Raw genomic sequence first — 22,823 nt, forward strand, 5'->3', positions numbered from 1 at the left:
TGCGCTCCCGGGCCTCCCGGCACCAGACCCCGCCCCGAGCCTCAGTCTTCGGAAATGGACCTGTCGAAGAGGGCCGGGCGGAAGACATCCGGATCGGGCCCGCTGCGCACGCCCGTGTCGAGGGCGTCGATGCGCGCGATCTCGTCGTCGCTGAGCTCGAAGTCGAAGACCTCGACGTTCTCGGCGATGCGAACGGGATTCGTCGACTTCGGGATCGCCGAGCGACCCTCCTGGATGTGCCAACGCAGCATGACCTGGGCCGGGCTCTTGCCGTGGCCTTCGGCGATGGATGCGATGGTCTGGTCATCCATCACGCTGCGGCGCTCGTCGCCCCACCCCGGGTAGAACGTGATTCCGCCGATCGGAGACCACGCCTGCGTGAGGATGCCGCGTTCGGCGTCGGCGCGCTGCACGTCGGGCTGGGCGAAGTAGGGGTGCAGCTCGACCTGGTTCACGGCCGGAACGACGGTCGTGGCCTCGAACAGCCGGTCGAGGTGCGCCGGCGTGAAGTTGCTGACCCCGATCGCCCGCACGCGCGCATCGGCATACAGCGTCTCGAGGGCCTTGTAGGCGGCGATTGTGGCGTCGAAGCGTGAGGGGATCGGCTGGTGGAGGATCAGCAGGTCGAGCTGGTCGACGCCGAGCTTGCGGATCGCCTTCTCGAAGGCGTGCAGCGTCTCGTCGTAGCCGTAGTCGGTGACCCAGACCTTGGTCTCGATGAACACGTGTGAGCGATCGACGCCCGAGCGGCGCAGGCCCTCGCCGACCTGGCGTTCGTTACCGTAGGCCGCAGCGGTGTCGATGTGCCGGTAGCCGAGGTTCAGGGCGGTCTCGACGGCGTTCGCCGTGTCTTCGGGCGAGCTCTGGAAGACGCCGAGGCCCAGGGAGGGGAGGGTGACGCCGTTGTTGAGGGTCAGTTCAGTGGTCATGGCTCGACGCTACGCCGCACGCTCGTCTCGAGGGAGGCACTGCCTTAACCCCTGACAGCGTTACCCCCAAGGCCGTGCGATGGAGAGCCGTGCGATTGAGAAGGGCGAGGCGTCAATACGATCGGGGTTCCCTGTTGGACAGGCCGGGGCGACGGCGCGCAGGCTGGAGCCATGGAATACACACACCTCGGACGAACGGGCCTGCGCGTCTCGCGCGTCGTGCTCGGCACGATGAACTTCGGCCCGCAGACGAGCGAGCCCGATTCGCACGCGATCATGGATGCCGCGCACGCGCAGGGCGTCAACTTCTTCGACACGGCCAACGTCTACGGCCAGGACCTCGGCCGCGGCGCGACCGAGGAGATCGTGGGCCGCTTCTTCGCACAGGGCGGCGGACGCCGCGAGAAGACCGTGCTCGCCACGAAGCTCTACGGCGACATGACCGACTACCCCAACGATGGCAAGCTCTCGGCGCTCAACATCCGGCGCGCGCTCGACGCGAGCCTGACACGGCTGCAGACCGACTACATCGACCTGTACCAGTTCCACCACGTCGATCGCGCGACGCCGTGGGAGGAGATCTGGCAGGCGATCGAGGTCGCCGTGCAGCAGGGCAAAATCCTTTACACCGGCAGCAGCAACTTCGCCGGCTGGCACATCGCCCAGGCCCAGGAGGCCGCCAAGGCGCGCCACTTCACCGGCCTCGTGAGCGAGCAGTCGATCTACAACCTGATCGTGCGCGACGTCGAGCGCGACGTGCTTCCGGCGGCCCAGGCTTACGGACTCGGCGTCATCCCCTGGTCGCCACTGCAGGGAGGGCTGCTCGCCGGGGTGCTCGACAAGGAGGCCGACGGGTCGCGCCGTCGCGACGGCCGCGCGGCCGAGGCGCTCGAGAAGCTGCGCCCGCAGATCGAGAAGTACGAGGCGTTCGCCGCAGAGCTGGGGCACTCGCCCGCCGAGCTTGCCCTCGCCTGGCTGCTGCACCAGCCCGCGGTGACGGCTCCGATCACCGGGCCGCGCACGATGAACCAGCTCGACACGGCCATCGCGTCGGTCGACATCACCCTCGACGAGGATGCCCTGGGCCGGCTCGACGAGATCTTCCCCGGCCACAAGACCTCCCCCGAGGACTACGCCTGGTAGCCCGCCGTTCCCTGAGCCTGCCGAAGGGCAGCATGCTCAACCCGCGCACTCTCACCATTTGAAGGAAACCCATGAAGCAACGCACCATCGGCGACATCTCCGTCAGCGCCATCGGACTGGGCGGCATGCCCATGTCGATCGAAGGACGCCCCGACGAGGAGCGCTCCATCTCCACCATCCACGCCGCCCTCGACGCGGGTGTCACCTTCATCGACACGGCGGACGCCTATCACCTCGCCGCCGAAGACGAGGTCGGCCACAACGAACTGCTCATCGCCAGGGCGCTCAAGAGCTACGGCGGCGACACGTCCGGCGTTCTGGTCGCGACCAAGGGCGGCCACCTGCGGCCCGAGTCCGGACCGTGGGCGCAGAACGGGCATCCGGACTACCTCAAGCAGGCCGCCGAGGCCTCGGCGACGCGCCTGGGCGTCGACGCGATCGGCCTCTACCAGTACCACCGGCCGGACCCGTCGGTTCCGTACGCGGACTCGATCGGCGCGCTGCGCGAGCTTCTGGATGCGGGCACGATCCGCATGGCCGGCATCTCGAACGCCGACCCCGATCAGATCCGTCAGGCGAACGAGATTCTCGACGGTCGCCTCGTGTCGGTGCAGAACCAGTTCTCGCCGAAGTTCCGGTCGAGCGAGAAGGAACTCGTTCTCGCCGACGAGCTGGGCATCGCGTTCCTTCCGTGGAGCCCGCTCGGCGGGATCACGAACGCCGCGTCGCTGGGCGAGAGCTACGAGGCCTTCGGCCGCATCGCCCGCGACCGCGGAGTGACGCCGCAGATCGTCTGCCTCGCCTGGGAGCTCGCCAAGTCGCCGCAGGTCATCCCGATTCCGGGCGCATCCCGCCCCGAGTCGATCACGAACTCGGCCCTCGCAGCCGACTTCGAGCTGACCGCCGAGGAATTCGCGGCCCTCGACGCGTAGCGCTACGCCGCGGGCTTCAGCGCCGGCTGCCGCAGGCGCCCCACGAGGGCGGCGGCGGCCGGTGCGGCCTGGCGCGGAACGGCGATCGCGGTCGTCCAGACCAGCGCCTCGTGCGTCACGGGAACGGCGCTCAGCAGTTCCGGCCTCTTGAACGCGAAGTGAGCGGGAACCACGGCCACGCCGAGCCCGTAGCCCACAAGATCGAGCAACGATCCCACGTCTCCGACCTCGAGCTCGACCGAGTGCGTCAGCCCCTCGTCGGCGAAGGCGCGGTCGGCGAGCACCCGGGCCGCCCATCCGTCTGCGAATCCGACGAACGTCTCGTCGGCGAGGTCGCCGATCTCGACCCGGCCGCGCCCGGCGAGCGGGTGGTCGGGGTGGCACAGCACCACGAAGCCCTCCGAGGCGATCGTCAGCAGCTCGACCGTCGCCGGAACGACGCCGCAGTCGGCGACCAGCGCGAGATCGAGAAGCCCGCCCGCGACCTGGTCGATCAGCTGCGTCGATCCGGCGAATCCGAGCCGCACCGACACGGCCGGGTGCGAGCGCCGGAAGTCGGCGAGCTCCCGCGGCAGGTGCACTCCCCCGAGACACTGCTCGGTTCCGATGCGCAGGGCCCCGCGCAGAACGCCCCGCACGGCGAGCACGGCGTCACGGGCGGCGGATGCGCTGGCGACGGCTCGCTGGGATTCCTCCAGCATCGCGGTTCCCGCGGGAGTCAGCTGCACGCGACGGGTGCTGCGGGTGAACAGCGTGGTGCCGAGCTCGGTCTCGAGAGCCCGGATCGACGCAGACAGCCCCGATTGCGAGATCTGCAGGGACTCGGCGGCACGGGTGAAATGCTGGTGCTCGGCGACGGCGACGAAGTGCTCGAGTTGGCGGAGTTCCATGAGACTTAAAGAGTACTGCTCGCCCCCGGGGTCGAACCTAGAATCGACAGCATGCCCCGCTCCACCGACCATGCCCTGTCCTTCGGCCGCAACGTCGGCGACTACGACCGGGGCCGTCCGAGCTACCCGGCCGAGGCCGTCGACTGGATCCTCGAGCAGGCCGAGCCGACGCATCCGGCCGACCCGACGCGTCCAGCCGACCCGGCGCATCCGGCCGAGCCGGCGCATCCGGCCGACCCGCGGGTGGTCGACCTCGGCGCGGGAACGGGCAAGTTCACGGCGGCACTCGTCGACCGCGGCCTGCGAGTGGTGGCGGTCGAGCCCGACGCGCTGATGCGCGAGCGGCTCACGACGAACCTGCCGACGGTCACCGCGCTCGAGGGCAGCGGCGAGCACCTTCCGCTCGACGACGCGAGCGCAGCGCTCGTCACCGTCGCCCAGGCGTGGCACTGGGTCGATGTCGACGCCACGTCGCGCGAGGTCGCCCGCGTGCTCGAGGCCGGAGGTGCCCTCGCTCTCGTGTGGAACATCCGCGACGCCGACGTGGAGTGGGTCGCCCGACTCGGCGAGGTGATGGGGGCGTCCGAGGCCGAGAAGTACGACAGCGTGACCCCGCCCGTCGGCGCGCCGCTCGAGCGACAGGCCTACCGCGAGTTCCGCTGGGTGAACGAGGTGACCCGGGAGCAGTTCTTCGCCATGGTCACCTCGCGCAGCTACGTGATCACGATGGCCGACGCCGAGCGCGACGAGATGCTCGCTCGCCTCGGGAAGCTGCTCGACACGCATCCGGATCTTGCCGGCCGCACGAGCTACCCCATGCCCTACGTGACCCGGGTCACGATCGCGCGGGTCGCGGCATGAGCGCGGCGCTGGACGAGGTCGAGTATCTCGACAGCTTCGCCGAAGACCATCTCTACCTCAACCACGCCAGCTACGGGCCGCCGTCGCGGCAGGTCGCGGCGACCACCGAGCGACTGCAGAACCTCGCAATGGCCGGGGGCGTGAGCGCCTCCGCGACTCTGCACTCCGAAGACGCGCGGGCGCGGGCGGCGGTCTCGGCGCTCACGGGCACGCCGTCCGAGCGCATCGCGCTGACCACGAGCACCTCGCTCGGGCTCATGCAGATCGCCTTCGGTGTGAGCGGCGAGGCTCTCGTGAGTCCCGACGAGTTTCCCGCGAACGTCTACGCGTGGCGACGGGCCGAGGGAGCGGGGCTGGTCACCGTGCGCACGCTCCCGGGCGGAGGCCCCTCCGCCCCCACCCGCGTGACGCCCGAACTTGTTCGCGAGGCCCTCACGCCGTCGATCACCGCGGTCGCCGTGAGCGCCGTCGACTTCCGCACCGGGTTTCGCGCCGACCTGGCCGGCATCCGCGAGGTCATCGGCGACCGGCTGCTGATCGTCGATGGCATCCAGGGCTTCGGCGTGATCGACACCGACTGGACCATCGCCGACGCTGTCGCCGTGGGCGGGCAGAAGTGGCTGCGGGCCGGCTGGGGCGGCGGGTTCGTCTCGTTCAGCGAGCGGGGCCTGGATGCGATCCGCCCGGTTCTCGGCAGCTGGACCGGTGCCGAGAACACCGGACTCTACGACGGGCTCGAGCACGCGATCCTGCCGGATGCCCGGCGCCACTCCATCACCAACCTGTCGCCGATGGCCATGGGCTCGCTGGCCAGTGCGCTCGAATTGGTGTCGTCAGTAGGCATCGCCCGTGTCGAGCAGCTGATCGCCGGCACCGCCGACGTGCTGATCGAGGCGCTCGACGCCGCCGGCGTTCCGGTTCTGTCGCCGCGCGAGCACACCCAGCGCGCCGGCATCGTGGTGGCGGGCTTCGCCGACGGCACCGCCGCGCGGGCGCACGCGGCCCTCACCGACGCGGGCGTGACGGCCACGCTGCACGGGACCGATCGCATCCGCTTCGCCGTTCATGCGACGACCACCGACGACGCGGTGCGAATCGCGGCGCGCGTACTCGGCAGGTCTCGCTAGCCTTTCGCAGCCCGCTCCGCCTCGCGGCGCCGCTCGCGCGCGGCGTCGGCCTCGGCTGCCTCGGCCACGGTCGGGGCGGTTCCCCCGAGAGAGCGCGGCTGCCACCACTGGCCCGTTCCGTCGACGGGGTAGCTCGCCTGCAGGCCGTCGACCATCGTCTGCATCGTGACGCGCAAAGACTCTGTCACCTGCGTGATGTCATCCTGCTCGCCGACCACGATCGGCCTACCGAACGCGAAGTGCACGGGCACGCCGAATCGCTGCCTCAGCGGAATCGACCGGTTCTTCGTGAGCAGCCGCTGCCCACCCCAGACGGCCACGGGGATGATTGGCACTCCCGCGTCGCGTGCCAGGCGCGCGGCACCCGACTTGAGCTCGCGCACGGTGAACGACGAACTCACACCGGCCTCGGGGAACACTCCGACGAGCTCGCCCGACTTCAGGGCGGCGACGGCGTTGCCGAAGGCCGCCGCTCCCGCCTTCATGTCGACGGAGATGTGGCGCATTCCCCGCAGCAGCCAGCCGACGGCGGGCTTGTCGAACGCCCGCTTGGTGGCCATGAACCGGATGCGGCGGCGGTTGTGCAGCCACGTCTGCCACTCGACGAGCGCGAACTCGAGGTAGCCGAAGTGCGTCATGGCGAAGACGGCGCCGCCGGAGGAGGGAATGTTCTCGAGGCCGGTGGCCGAGTGCGTCGTGCGCAGCCCGGCGAACATGGTTCGACCGATGCCGATGGCAGTGGAGTAGATGGGTTCGCTGGAGCGCCGCGTCATGCGAACAACGGTAGTGCGGCCGCCTGCTAGAACGCGGTGTGGCGGCGGGCCATTGACACGGCTCCGGATGCGCCGGTCGGCCCCGGCGGTCAGCCCAGCCGGTCAGCCCCGGCGGTCGGCCTGGGTGATGCCGCCGTGGTGGTCGGGACGCGGGTACTCGCGCGACGCCGGCTCGTGGTCTTCGACGGCGAGCGTGTCGCTCTCGGAGCGGCCATAGGCATCCGGATCGGGCGGGGTCTCTGCCTCGTCGACCGTGACCGTTCCGTCGATGTCGCTGGCGATGTTCTCGCCCTCGGCCCGCTCGGTGATCCAGTCTGCGGCGGCCTGCCGGTCGCGCGTCTCGTCGCTCGGTCGTGAGCTCTCGTGCGAAGTCTCGTCGTGCGTCATCGCATCAGCCTACGTCCGGGGCGACGAAGCCATGGCGGGGGTTGCTTCAGAGGCGTAGCTTTGATGTCGTTCCGTGCGAAAATAGAAGGTCGAACCCACACGATGGGTTGAAAATCGAGGAGACCACACACCCCATGGCCAACGCTGGATCCAAATGCCCCGTCTGCTCGCGCACCGTCGCCGTGGGCATCGTCTCGCAGACCCTTGTTCAGCACGAAGACAAGACCGGCTTCCGCTGCGCCGGATCAGGCACCAGCCCGGGCGCCGGCCGACCGACAGCGGCACCGCGCAAGGCTCCGGCATCCGGCACGCCGCGCAGCAGCACCGCGGCCAAGCGCACCAGCCCGCCCACCAAGGGCGGCGTCACCGTGCGCCGCGTCGAGGTCGACCAGGAGGAGCTGGCGCGTCGGCAGGAGAAGCAGGAGCGCATGCGCGAGGAGCGCGCCGCGGCCGCCCGCGAGCGCAACGACGCGAACATCTCGTACTTCGACGAACTCAGGTAGTCCGCTCGGCGGAGGCCCCGCGCGAAGCTCGTTCTCGCGGGGGATGTGTGCCGCTCGGGCGCTGGCCAGACTGAGGGCATGACGACGAACCGCACTTCCGCCCCGCTCAGAACACCGGCCGCGGAGCGCTCCCGCCGCCTCCGGCGCCGCTCGGTCTTCGCCGCCCTCGCCGCAGCCGTCGCCCTCGCCGTGTCGGCCTGCGCGACGAGCAGCCCCGAGGCATCCGCCCGGCCCACCGCGGTCGCGCTGCCCGACACCCCCGTCGGCGAGAAGGCGCAGTGGGTGCTCGACGCCGTCAACTCCGACGCCGAGACGACCGAGGCCGAGGTCGAAGCGAACGTCGGGGCGGAGATGCTCGAGCAGGTGCCCGCCGGCCAACTGGTCACCGTGTTCGCCCAGATGGGCGATGCGAAGCCGTGGATCGCCGCGGAGGTGAGCGAGGAAACGAACGGGCTCCTGGTTCTGCTGCACAGCGACGCGGCCGAACTGCAGATGTCGATCTCGATCGACGAGCAGCAGCTCATCAACGGGCTCCTCTTCCAGGAGCCTCCCGCCGATCGCACCCCTGCGGCCTCGTGGCAGGAGCTCGAGAAGAACGTGGGCTCGCTCGACGCCGACACGAGCATGACCGTCACGCGCGTCGAAGTTGTTGCCGGTGCCGATGCGGCGGGCCAAGCGGATGCCGCCGGCTCGGGCGAGCGCATCGTCGACATAGCGGGCGATGCGACCAAGCCGCTCGGTTCGGTGTTCAAGCTCTACGTTCTCGGCGCCGTGGCCGACGCGGTGGCCGCGGGCACCCTGTCGTGGGACGACACCCTGATCATCTCCGACGACACACGCAGTCTTCCGTCGGGCGAGCTCCAGGACCTGCCGAGCGGCACGCTGGTGACGGTTCGGGATGCGGCGACCAAGATGATCCAGATCAGCGACAACACCGCCACCGACCTGCTCATCGACAGGGTCGGGCGGGAGGCCGTCGAGGCGCAGCTGGCGATCATGGGCCACCACGACCCGTCGCTCAACACCCCCTTCCCGAAGACCAGGGAGTTCTTTCAGCTCGGCTGGAGCGCCGACTTCGCCGACGCACAGGCGTCGTGGGCGGACAGCTCGGTCGACGAGCGCCGCGCCGTTCTCGCGGGGATGCCCGGCGGAGTCCTCGACGTGGCATCGCTCGACCTGTCGAAGACGGCCTGGCAGAAGGGCATCGACTGGTTCGCGAATCCGGCCGACCTCGTGGCGGCTCACCTGGCCCTGCAGCAGAAGGCGGCGACGCCCGCCGGCGAGCCGGTACGCGGCATCCTGTCTGCGAACCCGGGGCTGCAGTTCGATGAGGAGGTCTTCCCCTACGTGGCGTTCAAGGGCGGCAGCGCCCCCGGCGTGCTGGCCGGCAGCTGGCTGCTCGAGCGCGCCGACGGCGAACGCTTCGTGATCACCCTGCAGGCCTCGTCGCTCGACCCGGCCGACGTCACCGACACGGCGCTCGTCTTCGGAAACGTGACCGACGCGGCGACGCTGCTCGCCGACGACTAGCGCGCCCTTCGACAAGCTCAGGGAACGCTCCGGCCTCAGCCCTGAGGTGGCGCAGATGGTGGCCCCTCTCGCTTGAAACCCTTCATGTGTGACATCTCACGGCCACCGGCGTTCAGGCGATCGGCGTCGCCGTTCCTGTCACGACGATGCCGCCCGCGGCCGGGATGTGCACCAGCAGCCTGCTGGGCCTGCCCACGTGCGAACCCTGGGTGATCTCGATGTCGGCCGGGGCATCCACGAGGCCGAGCGCCCGCAGGTAGGCGCCGAACGCGGCGGCCGCCGAACCCGTGGCGGGGTCCTCCGTGATCTCCCCCACCGGAAAGAGGTTGCGGCTGTCGAACTCGGCCGCGCCCGTCGGGACGATCGTCGTGACGGTGCCCGTCCACCCCTGCGTGTCCATCAGATCGCTCATCGCGTCGGGGTCGAAGGTGAAGGAGTCGAAGTCGTCTCGAGCGGCGAAGACGATGACCGGATGCCTGTTGCCGGCGAACGAGACGCGCGGAGGGAAGGCCGGGTCGAGGCGGTCTGTCGACACCGAGAGAAGCCCGAGCAGCGTGTCGAGCACGCCCTCGTCGAGAGGATCGACCGACGGCTCGACGCTCGTGAAAGACGCGGTGATGGTGTCGCCATCGGCCGTGGTCGTGATCGTCACCGGACCGACCGGCGTCTCGAACACGAAGACCCCCTCGCCGTCTCGATCGGCGAGTGCGACCGCCGTGGCGACGGTCGCGTGGCCGCAGAACGGAACCTCGGCCAGCGGCGAGAAGTAACGCACACGAAGGTGTCGGCCGTCGCCCTCGATGCTGCTCTCGGTGATGAATGCGGTCTCGGCGAACCCGATCTCGGCCGCGATGGCCTGCATCTCGGCGTCGGCGAGCATCGAGGCGTCGAGCACGATGCCGGCCGGGTTGCCGCCGCCCGGTGCGTCGGAGAAGGCTGTGTAGCGGAGGGCGGTGCTCGCATCGGTCATACGACCATGCTGGCAGATGCGCGCCGCCCCGGCCCCTACGCTCTCTGGTCGATCTCGGAGTATCCCTGCGGCACGACCGTGATGCGCAGCCTCGACGGGATCTGCTCCTTCATCGCTTCGACGTGGCTGATCAGACCGATCGTGCGGCCCCCCGATCGCAGGCTGTCGAGGGTGGACATCGCGATGGCCAGCGTGTCGGAGTCGAGCGAACCGAAGCCCTCGTCGATGAAGAGCGTGTCGAGCGTGATGCCGCCTGCCTGGTTCGACACGACCTCGGCGAGCCCCAGGGCGAGGGCGAGCGACGCGAGGAAGGTCTCGCCGCCCGACAGTGAATGCGTGGCTCGCGCCCTGCCGGTGTGCTGGTCGAGGATGGCGATGCCGAGTCCGGACCTCGTGTTTCGGTACTGCACCGAGTCGTCGTGCTCGAGCGAGTAGCGGCCGCCGGTCATCACCGCGAGCCGTGCGTTCGCCGCCCTGATGATCTCTTCGAGCTGGGCCGCGAGAACATACGACTCCAGCCGCATGCGCATGGTGTTGGGCTCAGCACCCTCGACCGAGTTCGCCAGCGAACGCATCGTCTCGTATTCGGCGAGCAGGGTCTCGGATGCGTCGAGCCGCTCGAGCGCGTCGCCCACGAGACTGCGGAGTCGGCTCAGACGATCGGCCACGGAGCCGGCCGCGACTCGGGCCTCGTCGCGGTCGGCGCCGGCCGCGCGGCGTGCCTCGGCGGCCGGCTCGATCTCGATGGATGCCTCGGGCAGCCCCTGCAGTTCGGGTTCGGCGAGGATCGCCACGGCCGTGGCGCGGGCCACCTCGTGGGCGCTGATGCGGCCGGAGAGGTCGTCGCGCTGCGGAGCCGTGAGTCGGGCCTCGGTGACCTCGTGCGAGTCGGAGAACAGCTGCTCGTCGAGGTGCTCGCGTAGCGTCTGCTGGGCGTGCTCGAGCGCGAGCCTCTTGTCGGCGTGCGCCAGCAGGGCCGCCTCGAACTCGCGAGTGACCGTGAGCAGGTGCTGCAGGTCGAGCACCCTCTCGGCGACCGAGGAGTGGTCGCCGCGGTGCTGCTCGACGAGCTCGGTGATCGATTCGATCTGGGAGACGAGCGAGGCCCTCGCGTTCTGCGTGGTCTGCAGTGCCGACGTCAGCTCGTCGACGGTGGCGGTGATCGACTCGAGTTCTGCTCGCAGTTCGGCTACTCGCGACTCGAGGGCCTGCGCGGCACGGTCGGCATCGATAGCCGAAGCCAGTGTGGCCCTGGCCAACTCGAGGTCGGCGTCGATCTCAGCGGGCGACCGCCCTTCGCTCGCCGAGGTCGCCGACGCGTGCCGGGCGGCCAGGTCTTGAACCGCGACTCCCGCCTCGGCCAGGGCGTCGCCTGCTGCCGCGAGCAGGGTTCGCTGCTCAGCGATCTCGGCGTCGGTGATCGGTTCGCCCAGTTCGCTGGTCCAGGCGGTGGGGTTCGGGTGCTCGGTGGCTCCGCAGACGGCGCACGGTTCGCCGTCGACGAGTCTCGACGCGAGCTCGGCCGCGTGCCCGTCGAGTCGACGGGTGAGCAGGTCGTCGTATCGGCCGGCGGCCGATTTGTTGGCCGTGCTCGCGGTCTTCTCGACCACGCGCGCAGCGTCGAGGTCGAGCTTCAACTCGGCAGCGAGCACGGCCGACTCGCGCGCCGTGGCCAGGCGCGTGACGCGATCTTCGGCGTCGGAGCGGCCGGAGGCCTCGACCAGGCGGGCGTTGCGCTGCTCGACGACCTCGTCGATGAGGCCGGGAAGTGTCTGCGCGCGCTCAATGGCCTTGTCGACATCGGCCTGCTGCGCCTTTTCGGCGGCATCGTATTCGGCGACGCGACTGGTGAGGCGGGGAATGCGCTTCTCGTCGGCGAGAACCACGTCAAGCCCGCCCATAAGACGAGAGAGCTCGTCGGCATCGGCCGCGAGGGAGTCGGGTGTGGGGGGTGAGTCGGGAGTGGGGCGTGAGCCAGGAGTCGGCGCGGAGTCGGACGATGCAGCGAGGTTTGCAAACGACCCAGGGCCGGACGACGCCTCTCCGAGACCCGACAGCGTTGTGGCCTCGGCGTAGGCGACCCGTGCGGCCTTCTCGGCGAGGGCAGCTCGACCGAGTGCCGACTCTGCGGTCTCTTGAGCGCCGACATGGGCCCAGACGATCTCGGCTCGGGTCGCCGCCTCGAGCCGGCGCCTGTCGTCGTCGACGGACTCGTCGAGTCGAACGAGCTCGGCCAGCTGAGCGGCGGCCTCATCGCGGCGAGTCTGAAGTCGACGAACGTTCTCGCGCTCGCGCAAGTCTGCCTCGGCGGCGCTGAACCGCTCGTCGGCCACAGCCACGCGCTGCCGGGCGGCATCGAGTTGACGGTCGAGGTCTGCGAGGGCGTGCTCGAAGTAGGCGCGGTCGATGGGACGCCCCGCGGCGGAGGATTCGGGCACCGCGGGAGCCTCAGGCTCGACGAGCACCCCGGGATCGGCGGGAGCCTCGGACTCGACGCCGTCGTCGTCAACAGCGTCGCCATCTTCAACAGCGTCGCCGCCTTCAGCAGCGTCGACATCGTCAGTAGAGCCCACACCCTCAGCGGCGCCGATCGCCACGATCGCCGCCACCTGGCTGCCGAGCTCGGTGATGCGCTCGGCGGATTCGCGCTGCCGCACCTCGAGGGCCTTGCGCCTCTCGACGAGGGCACGCTCGATGTCGGCGAAGCGGCGGGTGCCGAACAGGCTCTGCAGCACAGACTGGCGTTCGTCGTTCTTGGCGTGGAGGAACTTCTGGAAGCGGTTCTGTGCCAGCAGGATGACCTGCAGGAACTGGTCTTTGCTGAGCCCGAGGATGCCGTCGAGGGCGATGCCCACCTCCCGGGGAATCGCGGCCACACCCTGCCATTCGTCTTCGTCGCCGGAGGCATGCGGCAACAGCTCGGCCGGCGCACCAGACGCGCCAGATGACATCGACGTGCCCGACGCGTCGCCGACCCGCACGAAGAGCTGCGCGGCCGCCGGGCTCTTGGTCGTGCCCACGCCGCTCTTCTTCGGGCGCTCGTAGTCGGGCGAGCGCCGTACCCTGTACTGCTGACCGCCCGTGCTGAACCAGAGTTCGACGTAGGTGGGGTCGCCCGGTTCGCAGTAGTCGCTGCGCAACTGCTGCTGCGTGCCCTCGTAGCGCGGCACGCCGGCGTAGAGCGCGAAGCAGATGGCGTCGAGGATGCTCGACTTGCCCGCACCGGTGTTGCCGGTGATCAGAAAGATGCCGTCGTCTGAGAAGGCGTCGAAATCGATGTGCTGTGCCGTCTTGTACGGGCCGAATCCGGCGATCGTGAGGCGGTTGATTCTCACGCGGTCGACTCCCGGCCGGCCTGCTCGGCGATGATCTCGACGATCAGCTCGGCCTCGTCGTCGCTCGGACCCACCCCGTTGCGAACGAACTCGAGAAACCCGGCGATCACCTCGTTGTCGGATCGCGCGTGCAATCGTTCGGCGTAGCTCGCCGCGGCATGCTCGGCCACGATCGCGGGCTGATGGGTGAGGGCCACGGCGTAGGGAAACCGCGACTGGATGCGGCGCATGCCGTCGTTGGGTCGCGCCTGGTCGGTGAGCACGACGGAGACGAAATCTCCCTCGGCCCTCGTCAGCGCGGGGTCGGCGAGCAGCTCGTGGAGCTCGCCGGTGAGGATGCTGAGCGGCCGTGGCACGGGAAGGTCGACCCACTCGACGGTGTCGAGACCGGCCGCATCGAGGTCGACCAGCCAGGCGCCGCGGGGCTTGGCGGCCTCGCCGAACGAGTAGTGCAGCGGCGCGCCCGAATAGCGGATGGCCGGGGTGAGGGTGGATCGGCCGTGGATGTGCCCGAGCGCCACGTAGTCGGGGCCGTCGAAGACATCGACGGAGACCAGATCGAGGCCGCCGGCCGTGATGTCGCGCTCGACGTCGCTGGCCTCGGATGCGGACGCGCCGCTACCCGCACTAGCACCCGCACCACCATCAGCACCCGGGACGTTGACGACGAAGGCGTGCGACAGCACCACCGACCTCGCTCCGTCTCGCCGCGCGATGTCGTCGCGGATGCGCTGCATGGCATACCCCAGAACCTGGGAGTGCCGCCTCATCTCGACCTCGGGAAAGAGGTGCCTGACCAACGCGGGCTCGAGGTAGGGGATGCCGTAGAACAGCACCGGCCCGTATTCGTCGTCGATGACGACGGGCTCATCGAACTGCTCGGGGCGGGTGATGACGTGGATGCCCGCCAGCCCCGCCCACTCGCTCTGGAACCCGAGGCGCGTGGCCGAATCGTGGTTGCCGCTCGTGATGACCACGGATGCGCCCGCGTCGCGGATCTGCCGGATGGCCCTGCTGAGCACGTCGAAGGCCTCGCGCGCGGGCGTGGCCGAGTCGAAGATGTCGCCCGACACGACGACGACATCGACCGACTTCGCGCGCACGATGTCGGCCAGCGCGTCGAGCACCGTGCCGAGGTTGGCGAGCGTGGAGTGACCGTGGAACGTTCGACCGATGTGCCAGTCGGACGTGTGCAGGATTCGCATGAGCCAACGCTATAGCCGCCCGCCGACATCGATCGCCGCGACCCATTGCGCGGGCCTCGGCCACCTCCTCAGAATTGACCATGCGCATCACCACCGCCCTCGTGTCGCACGAGATTTCGCAGCCCCACCCGATGCGCGTCGACATCGGAGACAGGGTCGTCGTGGGCGAGCGCGACGCCGACTGGCCCGCGTTCGTCTTCGTCACGGGCGATGCCGGCAGCGGCCGCGTTCCCCTGCGCTACCTCTCGCGCGCGCGTCCTGTCGCCGTGGTCAACACCCCTTACGACACGAGCGAGCTTCCCACCCGCGAGGGCGACGTGATCGAGGTCGTACGCGAAGACCGGGCGAGCGGATGGCTGTGGTGCCGATCGCTCGACGGCCGGCAGGGCTGGGTGCCCGCCACGAGCCTGGTCGACTGAGCCCGGCCGACGGGCCCGGTTGATCGGGCCTAGGCCGTGCGGGCCAGGAGCTCCGCGGTGTCGTGACCCACGACATCCAGAGCCGTGGCGACGCCCGCGTTGTAGACGCGACCGTCGTGCGTGTTCAGACCCTTGGCGAGGGCCGGGTCGTCGGCCAGCGCGCGGGCCCAGCCCTTGTCGGCGAGCGCCACGACATAGGGCAGGGTCGCGTTGGTCAGAGCACGGGTGGATGTCTCGGGCACGGCCCCGGGCATGTTCGCCACGCAGTAGTAGACGGTGTCGTGCACCGCGAACACGGGGTCGTCGTGGGTGGTGGGGTGCGAGCCCTCGAAACATCCGCCCTGGTCGATCGCGATGTCGACGAGAACACTGCCCGGCTTCATCGTGGCCACCATGGCGTCGGTCACGAGCTTGGGCGCCTGCGCTCCCGGAATGAGGACCGAGCCGATCACGAGGTCGGCCTCCTTCAGTTGCGCGGCGATCTCATAGGCCGACGAGCTGCGCGTCTGGATCGCGCCGCCGAAGCGGATCTCGAGTTCGCGGAGGCGGGGAATGGAGAGGTCGATGATGGTGACGTCCGCTCCCATGCCGAGCGCGTTCGCGGCAGCGTGCTCGCCGGCCACACCTCCGCCGATCACCACCACCTTGGCCTTGGGCGTTCCGGGGACTCCTCCCAGCAGGATTCCCCGACCGCCGGCCGCGCTCATCAGGTGGAAGGCGCCGACCTGGGTCGACAGCCGGCCCGCGACCTCGCTCATGGGCTGCAACAAGGGCAGCGAGCGGTCGGCGAGCTGCACGGTCTCATAGGCGATGCCGGTGGTCCCGGCGGCGAGAAGGGCATCGGCACAGGCTCTGGATGCGGCCAGGTGCAGATAGGTGAAGAGCGTCTGGCCGGCACGCATGCGCGGGAACTCCTCGGCGACGGGCTCCTTCACCTTGAGAACGAGGTCGGCACCCGCCCAGACCTCGTCGGCGGTCTCTGCGATCGAAGCCCCGGCTTCGATGTACTGCTCGTCGCTGATGCGGGAGCCGACTCCGGCTCCTCGCTCGACGAAGACGGAGTGGCCGCGGCGCACCAGTTCGAAGACTCCGGCCGGCGTCGCCGCCACCCGGTTCTCGTTGTTCTTGACTTCTTTGGGCACTCCGATGTGCATGATGACTCCGTTCGTCGGCGGCACCGTGACAGGAGGTACCGAAGTTCTGGGATGATTCTTGCCAAAATTCGATTCTGGCGAACGGAAACCGCAGTATCAGCGATCTTCCGGCCACAATCTGTGAAATAGTTCGGTCATGACCGATTCAACGAGAGCTGTGGCGAACGATCGCCGCCCCTCTCAGGCGCCCGCCGAACTCGACGAGATCGACCGATCGATCCTGCGCATCCTGCGGGCCAACGCGCGCATACCGAACAACCAGCTGGCCGAGCGCGTGGGCATCGCGCCGTCGACCTGCGTTGCCAGGGTCAAGTCCCTGGTCACGCGCGGGGTGATCACGGGCTTCACGGCCAACGTCGATCCGTCGTCAGTCGGGCTGAGCCTGCAGGCGCTGATCAGCGTCACGATCAGGGCGGGCGCGCGCAACCTCATGGTCGAGCTCGGACAGGAGATCCGGCAGTTTCCCGAGGTGGTGCAGCTGTACTTCCTCGGAGGCGCGGAGGACTTCATCATCCACGTGGCCGTGCGCGACAGCGCCGCCGTGCGCGACTTCGTGCTCGACAACCTCTCGGCGCATCCGGCCGTCGCGTCGACCCGCACGAGCCTGGTGTTCGACCACGACTACAGCGGCCTCTCGATAGCGCCCTGACTCCGGGAGCCGACTTGTCAACGGGTCGAACCGCGCTCGTGCCCGAACTACTCTCGCCGTAGGAGCAAAGACGCCGACGCAAAGGGGCACACCTGATGGACTACTTCTGGCTCGAAGCCTTCTACCTGGGCCTGCTCGGACTCGCAGGGCTGGCGATCGCGGGCATCTCGGTGATCGTGCTGCTCAGGCTCTTCCGCGGTCAGCGCTGACGCGTCCGCGCCCGTTCGGCACATCCGCGCCCGGACGGCCGGTAGCCGATGCACCGCTGAGGCGCGGATACCCGTCGGCGCTGCGCTACACCTGCTGTTCCGGCTCGTCGGGGTATTCGGGGAAGGTCGCCAACTCTTCGTGGCCGCTGATGAAGCCACCCAGGATCGCGGCCATCACCTCGGGGCGCACGCTGTGGTTCGCCGCGTCGATCTCGACGTTGCGCGCGTCAGGCAGCGCCTCGGCCAGCGCGGCCGCGGCCGGAGGGAAGATGGGCTGGGTCTCGGCGCCGACCATGGCGATCACGGGCTGGGTGACGGATGCCCATTGCTCGGCCCACGGGGCACGGTCGGCCTTGTCGAGAACGGCCACGTCGTAGGCGAGCGTGTGCGCGATCGCGAGCATGTCGGGCCACGCCGGCGAGTTCTTCGCGCCCTCGAGCCACTGAGGCGGCATGTTCCGCATGAAGTACTCGACGACGGCGCCCCGGTCTCCGGACTCGACGAGTTCGGTGATGGTGCGCAGCTCGAGCCCGTCGTCGCCTTCTCCCTCGAGAGTGAGCGGAACCTCGAACAGGGCGAGCTTCGTGATGCGTTCGCCGACGCCGGGCGTGGCCGCAGCCCAGAGGGCGAGCGCTCCGCCAGAGGAGTTGCCGTAGAGGGCCGCGGATCCGCCCAGCGCATCGAGCAGGGCTGCGATGTCGTCGACCTCGCGCTCGACCGCGTAGTCCTCTGCATCGCCACTCTCCCCTCGGCCCCGCCTGTCGTAGTTGATGACGGAGAACCCTTGATCGGCGAGCAGGGTCGCGATGTGCGCGGTCGTGGGGTCGAAGGCCCGGTAGTTCATGGCGCTGCCGACGAGAATGATGGCGAGCGCGCCGCTGCCCAGCCGGTCGTAGGCGATGCGCGTGCCGTCTGCGGATGTCGCGAACTCAGTCATGACCGAAGCCTAGCCGCGCGACCTCCACGGTCTGCGGGGGCTACCGATGCCGAACCACGTCGTCGTATCGTCGGTTCATGACACTCACATGGGAACAGGTCGTCATCGACTCCGAGGACGTGATTTCACAGGGCCATTGGTGGGCAGACGCTCTGGGTTGGCAGATCATCGACGAGGCCGACGACGGAATCGAGATCCAGAACCCCGACGGAAGCCATCCGACGATCCTGGTGCTGGCCGTTCCCGAGGCCAAGACCGTGAAGAACCGGCTGCACCTCGACTTCGTTCCCGATGACCAGGCGGCCGAGGTGGACCGCCTCATTTCCATGGGCGCCACCCGGGTCGACATCGGCCAGGGAGAACAGTGCTGGGTGGTGCTCGCCGACCCGGAGGGCAACGAGTTCTGCGTGCTCTCCGCGAGGTGACGCTTCGCGCGTTGTGACCAACGCGTGTTGCCGGTTCGATCGACCCGAACCGGCAACACGCGCAGCACTCAGCCGGTGACCACCGCGATCTCGTTCGGCGTCGCCGGCAGCTCGGCACTGGCGACGACCTCGCCAGTCGCCACGTCGACGGCGAAGAGGGAGTCGGTTGCCGGCTCGGTCACGTAGGCGATACCTCCGAGAACCACGAGCGCCGGATGGGCGTCCTGCCACTCGGCCGGACCCTCCCACGCGCCGATCACCGGGTAGCTGGCACCGAACTCGCCGGTCTCGGGATCGAGCACGTGGAGCGCGCCGTCGGAGCCCAGGATGATCGCCTCGTCGCTCGGACCGCGGGCCACGTCGCGCCAGGTGTAGCCGGCGCCTCCGGGCAGCGTGACGATGGTCATCGTCTTGGCGACCGTGTCGACGAGGGTCAGCTGCTCGAGCAGCACGCCCTCACGGTCGGGGTCGGAGTTGTAGTCGCCCACCGCGATCGACGAGGTCTCGGTGACGTACTGGTTTCCCGTGCGGCCGTAGGCATCCGGAGCCTGGATCTTGGTGAACTCGCCGTCGTCATAGACCAGCACGCCGTCGGAGCATCCGAAGACCGCGACCTCGTTCTTCGCCGCGCCCTCGCCGTGCACCGAGGGGCACTCCTCGTTGCGGGCGACCTCGGTGCGCGAGGCGTCGAGCACGCGCACGCCGCTGCGCCCCTCCGACGTTCCGATGGTCGTCAGCAGCGTTCCGTCTTCGAGTTCGATCGACACCCCGTGGTGCGCTGCGGGCGCCGGCACGACCTCGGTCTCGGGAAGCCCGTCATCCGCCGCCGTCAGCAGCGCGTCGGTGTCGAAGATCGTGGTGTCGCCGGTTCCGTCGGCGAAGAGGATCGTCTTGTCGCCGTGCCGCACCACGTGTCCCGGGGTCGGCGCGTCGAAGGCCAGGTCGGTCAGTTCGGGCTCGGCCGTCCGAGACGCGCCGTCGGCCGTCCAGGTTCCGGCGTCGAGCACCTGGAAGCCGTCGGTGGTCGAGACGAGCACGTGGCGCCCGTCGCCGGCCGCGTTGATCCGGTTGAAGCCCGGCAGTGCGATGTCCGCCTCGAGCTCGAGGGTCGTGCCGTCGAGCACGAGGAGGCCGCCGTCGTAGGTGAGCGACACCCGCGGGGCGGGGTCTGTTGCGGATGCGGCTGCGCCGGCGGTCTGAGCGGGAACGGTTTCGGTCGCGCACGCGGTCAGCAGGAGGGCCGACGCGGTGACGGCGACGAGCGCGATCCGCCGGGAGTGGAGCTGTTTCTTCATTGTTTCCTTTTCTGTGGTGGGGTGGGCGTCTCTCACGGAGACAGCCCGGTGGCGATGAGCTCGGTGTTCGAGCGCATCATCTGCAGGTAGGTGCCGGCTCCCCCGCCGGGCTCGCCGAGCGATTCGGTGAACAGCGCGACGACATCGACGTCGATGGATGCCTCGTCGGCGAGAACCTGCACGAGCCGGTCGGGCTGCGACGAGTCGGCGAAGATCGTCGTCACGCCAGCCTTTTCGATGGCCGACACCAGGTCGTCGAGGTCGGATGCGCTGGGAGCCGCCAGGGTCGTTCCTCCCGGAATGACGGCGCCGATCACGGTGAAGTCGAATCGCGCCGCGAGGTAGCCGAACACGTGATGGTTGGTGACCAGCTGTCGCCGCTCGGCCGGGATGGCCGAGAACGCCGCGGTCATCTCCGCGTCGAGCGCCTCGAGCTGCGTGATGTAGGCGGCCGCATTGTCGGCGATGTCCGCGCCATCGATGCCGTCGGTGTCCTCGAGCTCCCGGGCGACACCCTCGACGACGTCGATCATGCGCGCCGGGTCGGTCCAGAAGTGCGGATCGGGCGCTCCCGCCGCGTCGCCCGCGGAGTACTCGAGCGGGTCGATCAGCTCGCCGGCCGTGATCGATCGCACCCCGTCGGCCGTCGCCGCATCCAGGTTCTGCTGCAGGCCCTCTTCGAGCCCGAGGCCGTTCGACACGATGAGGTCGGCGTCGAGGATGCGCGCGGCCTCCCTGGCCGAGATCTGGAACGAGTGCGGGTCGGCATCGCGCTGCATGAGCACGACGACCTCGGCCTCGTCGCCGGCGATCTCGCCGACGACATCGCCCAGGATGTTCGTCGAGACGACCACGAGGGGCCGGTCGGCGCCAGCGCCGGCGACGCCCTCGGATGCGCAGCCCGTCAGTGCGAGGAACGTCGCCGAGAGTGCCAGGCCCACGGCGGCGTGCACGGATCGACGCGCGCTCATCGCCCGGTCTCCGCGACGAAGGCGGGTTCGGCCCCGACAGTGAGCGTGCGGGCGACGCGCAGCCCGTCGCGGTAGTCGATCTCGTAGACCAGCCCGTCGGCGGGAGCGTTGAGGTAGACGCGATCGGCGTCGAGCTGCAGGGTGACGCCGGGTGCGAGGGCCGGGTCGGCGAGGCTCGACGCGGCCAGAGGCTCGGTGGCCGCGAGCGTCGCCCCCGTCCTCGGGTCGAGCAGCAGCACGCGGCCGTCCTCGGCCAGCGCGACGACGCTGTCGTCGGTGTCGGATGCCGCCGTGACGTGAACGAGCGGAGCCTCGGTGGGCAGGAAGGTCCACTGGCGAGCGCGGGTGTCGAGCAGCCAGGCTCCGCCACCACCCGCAACGGCGGCGACGACCGGCCGGCCGCGACGGTTGTCGAAGCCGGATGCCCTGTCGGCCGCGGAGACCTCCTGCGGATACGGGATGCTCTCGAAGTCGACGCCGCCGTCGCCGTCGCGCGTCGCCAGCAGGGCGCCGTCCGCGCATCCGAAGACCACGCCCACGTTGGTGGTGATCGAGCCGTCGAGCTCCGCGCACTCGGCGTCGGAACCCGCGACGGCGTCGCCATCGCCCTCGATCAGCCGAACGCCCGCGACTCGGCCGTCGGTGCCCGCGACCGTGGCGAGCGCGCCGTCTCCGAAGGGCACCACCGCGCCCTTGTGCGGCGGCGACTCGAGGCGGGCCGTCTCGACGACCTCGCCCTGGCCCAGGGCCTCGGTGTCGAGCAGCAGGCCGACCCCGGCGTCGCCGAACCAGACTCCGGTGAGCGACGGCCCGCCGACGACGACGGCCTCGCCCCGCTCGGCGATCGAGCCGACGACGCGAGGCTCTGCGGCGTAGTAGTGCACGTGGTCCTCGTGGTCGACGGTCCAGGCGCCCGAATCGAGGATCGTGAGCGTTCCCTCCTCGGCCGACGACGCGAAGACGAATCGTCCGTCTGTCGAGACCGTCGAGGGGGCCACGTCGAGCGTCGCGAGTTGAGCGCTCCGCTCGTCGAGAAGGTCGAACAGGGTCGCGGAGCCGTCGCGATCGATCGTGGTGAGGTGCAGTTGCGCCTCGGGCATCTCGGACGCTCCCTCGACGTAGCCGTGGGGCCGGCCGGCCGACTCGTCGGCCTCCGTGCCCGGGGCCCCGGTGGATGCCGTGGCGCAGGCCGGCAGGGCCAGGGCGGCCAGAAGAACGGCGGCGGGAGCGAGAGGTGCTCGGCGGGATCTAGGCGGTGTGGACACGCGGGCCTTTCTGGGTCGAGACGGAGGGGAGGCGGGTGACGACAGCACGGGCTCCGGCCGAGAGCGCTGCGAGAACGATGGCGCTGAGGGCGATGGATGCGCCGGCCGCCGTGGACGCGTGCCACGAGACGAGCAGGCCGACGAGCACGGCGAGCGAGCCGATCGCCGCCGCGAGCGTCATGGTGGCGGGGATTCCGCGCATCCATTGGCCCGCGGCCACCGCGGGGGCCAGCAGCAGCCCGACGACGAGCAGCGTGCCGACCGCGCTGTACGACGCAACGACAGCGAGGGTCACGAGGCCGGTGAGCACGGTCTGCGCGAGGCGGGGTCGCATGCCGAGCGTGCGGGCGACCCGCGGGTCGAAGGCCAACGCCACGAAGGGGCGATGGAACAGGGTCGCCACCGCGAGGGTCACGAGGAGGGCGGCGGCGAGCAGCAGCACGTCGCTCCAGCCGATGGCGAGCACGTCGCCGAACAGGATCGCCGTGAGGTCGACGGCGAACGAGCGGGAGCGCGACACGATGATCACGCCGAGGGCCAGCATGCCCACGAACAGCAGGCCGATGGTGGTGTCGTTCGAGAGCCGACCCCGGCGCGAGACGATGCCGACGCCGGCGCTCATGACCAGTGCGCTCACGGCCGCGCCGAGCACCACGGGCAGGCCGACGAGCGTGGCGATCGCGACACCCGGGAGCATGCCGTGGGCCATCGCCTCGCCGAGGAAGGCCATGCCGCGAATGACGACCCAGGTGCCGACGATCGCGCTCATCGAGGCCACCAGAACGCCGCCGACGAGGGCGCGCAGCATGAACTCGGAGGAGAGGGGATCGACGAACCAGGACACGAGAAGCGACCCTACATGAGAATGATTGTCATTAACGATAAGGTCGTCGTATGCATCCGCCTCGAGACAT

22 protein-coding genes are annotated in these 22,823 nt (G+C 69.7%); 9 read left to right on the top strand and 13 right to left on the bottom strand.

Features of this window, described 5'->3' with window-relative positions:
* Positions 1-41: 41 nt before the first annotated feature.
* Positions 42-929: an aldo/keto reductase gene (locus ASF06_RS08405; RefSeq protein WP_055945526.1), complete on the bottom strand. Its 888-nt coding sequence runs from the start codon at positions 927-929 to the stop codon at positions 42-44.
* Positions 930-1,100: 171 nt separating this feature from the next.
* Here ASF06_RS08405 and ASF06_RS08410 point away from each other — a divergent pair, with 171 nt between their 5' ends.
* Together ASF06_RS08410 and ASF06_RS08415 are read left to right on the top strand one after the other, a co-directional pair.
* The gene (locus ASF06_RS08410) at positions 1,101-2,072 is read left to right on the top strand and encodes an aldo/keto reductase (RefSeq protein WP_055945528.1); all 972 of its coding nucleotides are present in this window, start codon (positions 1,101-1,103) and stop codon (positions 2,070-2,072) included.
* 71 nt (positions 2,073-2,143) lie between these two features.
* Positions 2,144-3,004 (top strand): aldo/keto reductase, encoded by an 861-nt coding sequence (locus tag ASF06_RS08415; protein ID WP_055945530.1) that lies wholly within the window; start codon positions 2,144-2,146, stop codon positions 3,002-3,004.
* 2 nt (positions 3,005-3,006) lie between these two features.
* Here the strand turns inward: ASF06_RS08415 and ASF06_RS08420 are convergent, their stop codons facing one another.
* Positions 3,007-3,894, bottom strand: a complete 888-nt coding sequence (locus ASF06_RS08420; protein WP_055945532.1) for a LysR family transcriptional regulator — start codon at positions 3,892-3,894, stop codon at positions 3,007-3,009.
* Between the two features lie 51 nt (positions 3,895-3,945).
* Between ASF06_RS08420 and ASF06_RS08425 the strand changes: the two genes are divergently transcribed.
* Both ASF06_RS08425 and ASF06_RS08430 read left to right on the top strand, forming a co-directional pair.
* Positions 3,946-4,755, top strand: coding sequence for a class I SAM-dependent methyltransferase (locus ASF06_RS08425; RefSeq protein WP_055945534.1), 810 nt, complete (start codon positions 3,946-3,948; stop codon positions 4,753-4,755).
* Complete coding sequence (locus tag ASF06_RS08430) at positions 4,752-5,882, top strand: aminotransferase class V-fold PLP-dependent enzyme (protein ID WP_055945536.1); 1,131 nt, start codon at positions 4,752-4,754, stop codon at positions 5,880-5,882. The genes ASF06_RS08425 and ASF06_RS08430 overlap by 4 nt, the downstream gene beginning before the upstream one ends.
* Here the strand turns inward: ASF06_RS08430 and ASF06_RS08435 are convergent.
* Together ASF06_RS08435 and ASF06_RS08440 are read right to left on the bottom strand one after the other, a co-directional pair.
* Positions 5,879-6,655, bottom strand: a complete 777-nt coding sequence (locus ASF06_RS08435) for a lysophospholipid acyltransferase family protein (RefSeq protein ID WP_055945538.1) — start codon at positions 6,653-6,655, stop codon at positions 5,879-5,881. The genes ASF06_RS08430 and ASF06_RS08435 overlap by 4 nt on opposite strands.
* A 102-nt stretch (positions 6,656-6,757) precedes the next feature.
* Complete coding sequence (locus ASF06_RS08440) at positions 6,758-7,042, bottom strand: hypothetical protein (protein ID WP_055945540.1); 285 nt, start codon at positions 7,040-7,042, stop codon at positions 6,758-6,760.
* A gap of 134 nt (positions 7,043-7,176) precedes the next feature.
* Here ASF06_RS08440 and ASF06_RS08445 point away from each other — a divergent pair, with 134 nt between their 5' ends.
* Both ASF06_RS08445 and ASF06_RS08450 read left to right on the top strand, forming a co-directional pair.
* Positions 7,177-7,545, top strand: a complete 369-nt coding sequence (locus tag ASF06_RS08445) for a hypothetical protein (RefSeq protein ID WP_055945542.1) — start codon at positions 7,177-7,179, stop codon at positions 7,543-7,545.
* A 78-nt stretch (positions 7,546-7,623) separates the two neighbouring features.
* Positions 7,624-9,075, top strand: coding sequence for a serine hydrolase (locus tag ASF06_RS08450; RefSeq protein WP_055945544.1), 1,452 nt, complete (start codon positions 7,624-7,626; stop codon positions 9,073-9,075).
* Positions 9,076-9,187: 112 nt separating this feature from the next.
* Here the strand turns inward: ASF06_RS08450 and ASF06_RS08455 are convergent, their stop codons facing one another.
* The 3 genes from ASF06_RS08455 to ASF06_RS08465 are packed head-to-tail and all read right to left on the bottom strand — an operon-like array spanning position 9,188 to position 14,585.
* Positions 9,188-10,045: a PhzF family phenazine biosynthesis protein gene (locus ASF06_RS08455; RefSeq protein WP_055945546.1), complete on the bottom strand. Its 858-nt coding sequence runs from the start codon at positions 10,043-10,045 to the stop codon at positions 9,188-9,190.
* A 35-nt stretch (positions 10,046-10,080) separates the two neighbouring features.
* Positions 10,081-13,380, bottom strand: coding sequence for an AAA family ATPase (locus ASF06_RS08460; protein WP_055945549.1), 3,300 nt, complete (start codon positions 13,378-13,380; stop codon positions 10,081-10,083).
* Positions 13,377-14,585, bottom strand: coding sequence for an exonuclease SbcCD subunit D (locus ASF06_RS08465; protein WP_055945551.1), 1,209 nt, complete (start codon positions 14,583-14,585; stop codon positions 13,377-13,379). The genes ASF06_RS08460 and ASF06_RS08465 overlap by 4 nt, the downstream gene beginning before the upstream one ends.
* An 80-nt stretch (positions 14,586-14,665) precedes the next feature.
* Here ASF06_RS08465 and ASF06_RS08470 point away from each other — a divergent pair, with 80 nt between their 5' ends.
* Positions 14,666-15,004 carry an SH3 domain-containing protein gene (locus tag ASF06_RS08470; RefSeq protein ID WP_055926287.1) on the top strand — a complete coding sequence of 113 codons (339 nt, stop codon included), beginning with the start codon at positions 14,666-14,668 and terminating at the stop codon, positions 15,002-15,004.
* A gap of 29 nt (positions 15,005-15,033) precedes the next feature.
* On the opposite strand, the gene ald is transcribed toward ASF06_RS08470, so the two are convergent.
* Positions 15,034-16,158 carry an alanine dehydrogenase gene (gene ald, locus ASF06_RS08475; RefSeq protein WP_055946345.1) on the bottom strand — a complete coding sequence of 375 codons (1,125 nt, stop codon included), beginning with the start codon at positions 16,156-16,158 and terminating at the stop codon, positions 15,034-15,036.
* Positions 16,159-16,294: 136 nt separating this feature from the next.
* Between ald and ASF06_RS08480 the strand changes: the two genes are divergently transcribed.
* Positions 16,295-16,807, top strand: coding sequence for an Lrp/AsnC family transcriptional regulator (locus ASF06_RS08480; RefSeq protein WP_055945553.1), 513 nt, complete (start codon positions 16,295-16,297; stop codon positions 16,805-16,807).
* Positions 16,808-17,101: 294 nt separating this feature from the next.
* Here the strand turns inward: ASF06_RS08480 and ASF06_RS08485 are convergent, their stop codons facing one another.
* Positions 17,102-17,953, bottom strand: coding sequence for an alpha/beta fold hydrolase (locus ASF06_RS08485; protein WP_055945555.1), 852 nt, complete (start codon positions 17,951-17,953; stop codon positions 17,102-17,104).
* Positions 17,954-18,030: 77 nt separating this feature from the next.
* Here ASF06_RS08485 and ASF06_RS08490 point away from each other — a divergent pair, with 77 nt between their 5' ends.
* A complete protein-coding gene (locus ASF06_RS08490) occupies positions 18,031-18,378 on the top strand; it encodes a VOC family protein (protein WP_055945556.1) in 348 nt (115 codons plus the stop codon).
* A gap of 68 nt (positions 18,379-18,446) precedes the next feature.
* Here the strand turns inward: ASF06_RS08490 and aztD are convergent, their stop codons facing one another.
* From aztD to aztB, 4 genes are read right to left on the bottom strand one after another with little or no spacing between them, the layout of a single operon-like run.
* Positions 18,447-19,673: a zinc metallochaperone AztD gene (aztD, locus tag ASF06_RS08495; RefSeq protein WP_055945558.1), complete on the bottom strand. Its 1,227-nt coding sequence runs from the start codon at positions 19,671-19,673 to the stop codon at positions 18,447-18,449.
* 32 nt (positions 19,674-19,705) lie between these two features.
* Positions 19,706-20,644: a zinc ABC transporter substrate-binding protein AztC gene (gene aztC / locus ASF06_RS08500; RefSeq protein ID WP_055945560.1), complete on the bottom strand. Its 939-nt coding sequence runs from the start codon at positions 20,642-20,644 to the stop codon at positions 19,706-19,708.
* Positions 20,641-21,909, bottom strand: a complete 1,269-nt coding sequence (locus ASF06_RS08505; protein WP_055945562.1) for a hypothetical protein — start codon at positions 21,907-21,909, stop codon at positions 20,641-20,643. Before ASF06_RS08505 ends, aztC begins: the two co-directional genes overlap by 4 nt.
* Complete coding sequence (aztB, locus tag ASF06_RS08510) at positions 21,893-22,753, bottom strand: zinc ABC transporter permease AztB (protein ID WP_055945563.1); 861 nt, start codon at positions 22,751-22,753, stop codon at positions 21,893-21,895. Before aztB ends, ASF06_RS08505 begins: the two co-directional genes overlap by 17 nt.
* Positions 22,754-22,823 lie beyond the last annotated feature (70 nt).

The organism is Agreia sp. Leaf244 (assembly GCF_001422695.1).
In the GTDB taxonomy this organism is placed as follows: Bacteria; Actinomycetota; Actinomycetes; order Actinomycetales; family Microbacteriaceae; genus Agreia.

Excerpts from the sequence above, each read along its gene's own strand:
- ASF06_RS08405 (WP_055945526.1), bottom strand. The coding sequence starts at position 929 with ATGACCACTGAACTGACCCTCAACAACGGCGTCACCCTCCCCTCCCTG.
- ASF06_RS08410 (WP_055945528.1), top strand. The coding sequence starts at position 1,101 with ATGGAATACACACACCTCGGACGAACGGGCCTGCGCGTCTCGCGCGTC.
- ASF06_RS08415 (WP_055945530.1), top strand. The coding sequence starts at position 2,144 with ATGAAGCAACGCACCATCGGCGACATCTCCGTCAGCGCCATCGGACTG.
- ASF06_RS08420 (WP_055945532.1), bottom strand. The coding sequence starts at position 3,894 with ATGGAACTCCGCCAACTCGAGCACTTCGTCGCCGTCGCCGAGCACCAG.
- ASF06_RS08425 (WP_055945534.1), top strand. The coding sequence starts at position 3,946 with ATGCCCCGCTCCACCGACCATGCCCTGTCCTTCGGCCGCAACGTCGGC.
- ASF06_RS08430 (WP_055945536.1), top strand. The coding sequence starts at position 4,752 with ATGAGCGCGGCGCTGGACGAGGTCGAGTATCTCGACAGCTTCGCCGAA.
- ASF06_RS08435 (WP_055945538.1), bottom strand. The coding sequence starts at position 6,655 with ATGACGCGGCGCTCCAGCGAACCCATCTACTCCACTGCCATCGGCATC.
- ASF06_RS08440 (WP_055945540.1), bottom strand. The coding sequence starts at position 7,042 with ATGACGCACGACGAGACTTCGCACGAGAGCTCACGACCGAGCGACGAG.
- ASF06_RS08445 (WP_055945542.1), top strand. The coding sequence starts at position 7,177 with ATGGCCAACGCTGGATCCAAATGCCCCGTCTGCTCGCGCACCGTCGCC.
- ASF06_RS08450 (WP_055945544.1), top strand. The coding sequence starts at position 7,624 with ATGACGACGAACCGCACTTCCGCCCCGCTCAGAACACCGGCCGCGGAG.
- ASF06_RS08455 (WP_055945546.1), bottom strand. The coding sequence starts at position 10,045 with ATGACCGATGCGAGCACCGCCCTCCGCTACACAGCCTTCTCCGACGCA.
- ASF06_RS08465 (WP_055945551.1), bottom strand. The coding sequence starts at position 14,585 with ATGCGAATCCTGCACACGTCCGACTGGCACATCGGTCGAACGTTCCAC.
- ASF06_RS08470 (WP_055926287.1), top strand. The coding sequence starts at position 14,666 with ATGCGCATCACCACCGCCCTCGTGTCGCACGAGATTTCGCAGCCCCAC.
- ald (WP_055946345.1), bottom strand. The coding sequence starts at position 16,158 with ATGCACATCGGAGTGCCCAAAGAAGTCAAGAACAACGAGAACCGGGTG.
- ASF06_RS08480 (WP_055945553.1), top strand. The coding sequence starts at position 16,295 with ATGACCGATTCAACGAGAGCTGTGGCGAACGATCGCCGCCCCTCTCAG.
- ASF06_RS08485 (WP_055945555.1), bottom strand. The coding sequence starts at position 17,953 with ATGACTGAGTTCGCGACATCCGCAGACGGCACGCGCATCGCCTACGAC.
- ASF06_RS08490 (WP_055945556.1), top strand. The coding sequence starts at position 18,031 with ATGACACTCACATGGGAACAGGTCGTCATCGACTCCGAGGACGTGATT.
- aztD (WP_055945558.1), bottom strand. The coding sequence starts at position 19,673 with ATGAAGAAACAGCTCCACTCCCGGCGGATCGCGCTCGTCGCCGTCACC.
- aztC (WP_055945560.1), bottom strand. The coding sequence starts at position 20,644 with ATGAGCGCGCGTCGATCCGTGCACGCCGCCGTGGGCCTGGCACTCTCG.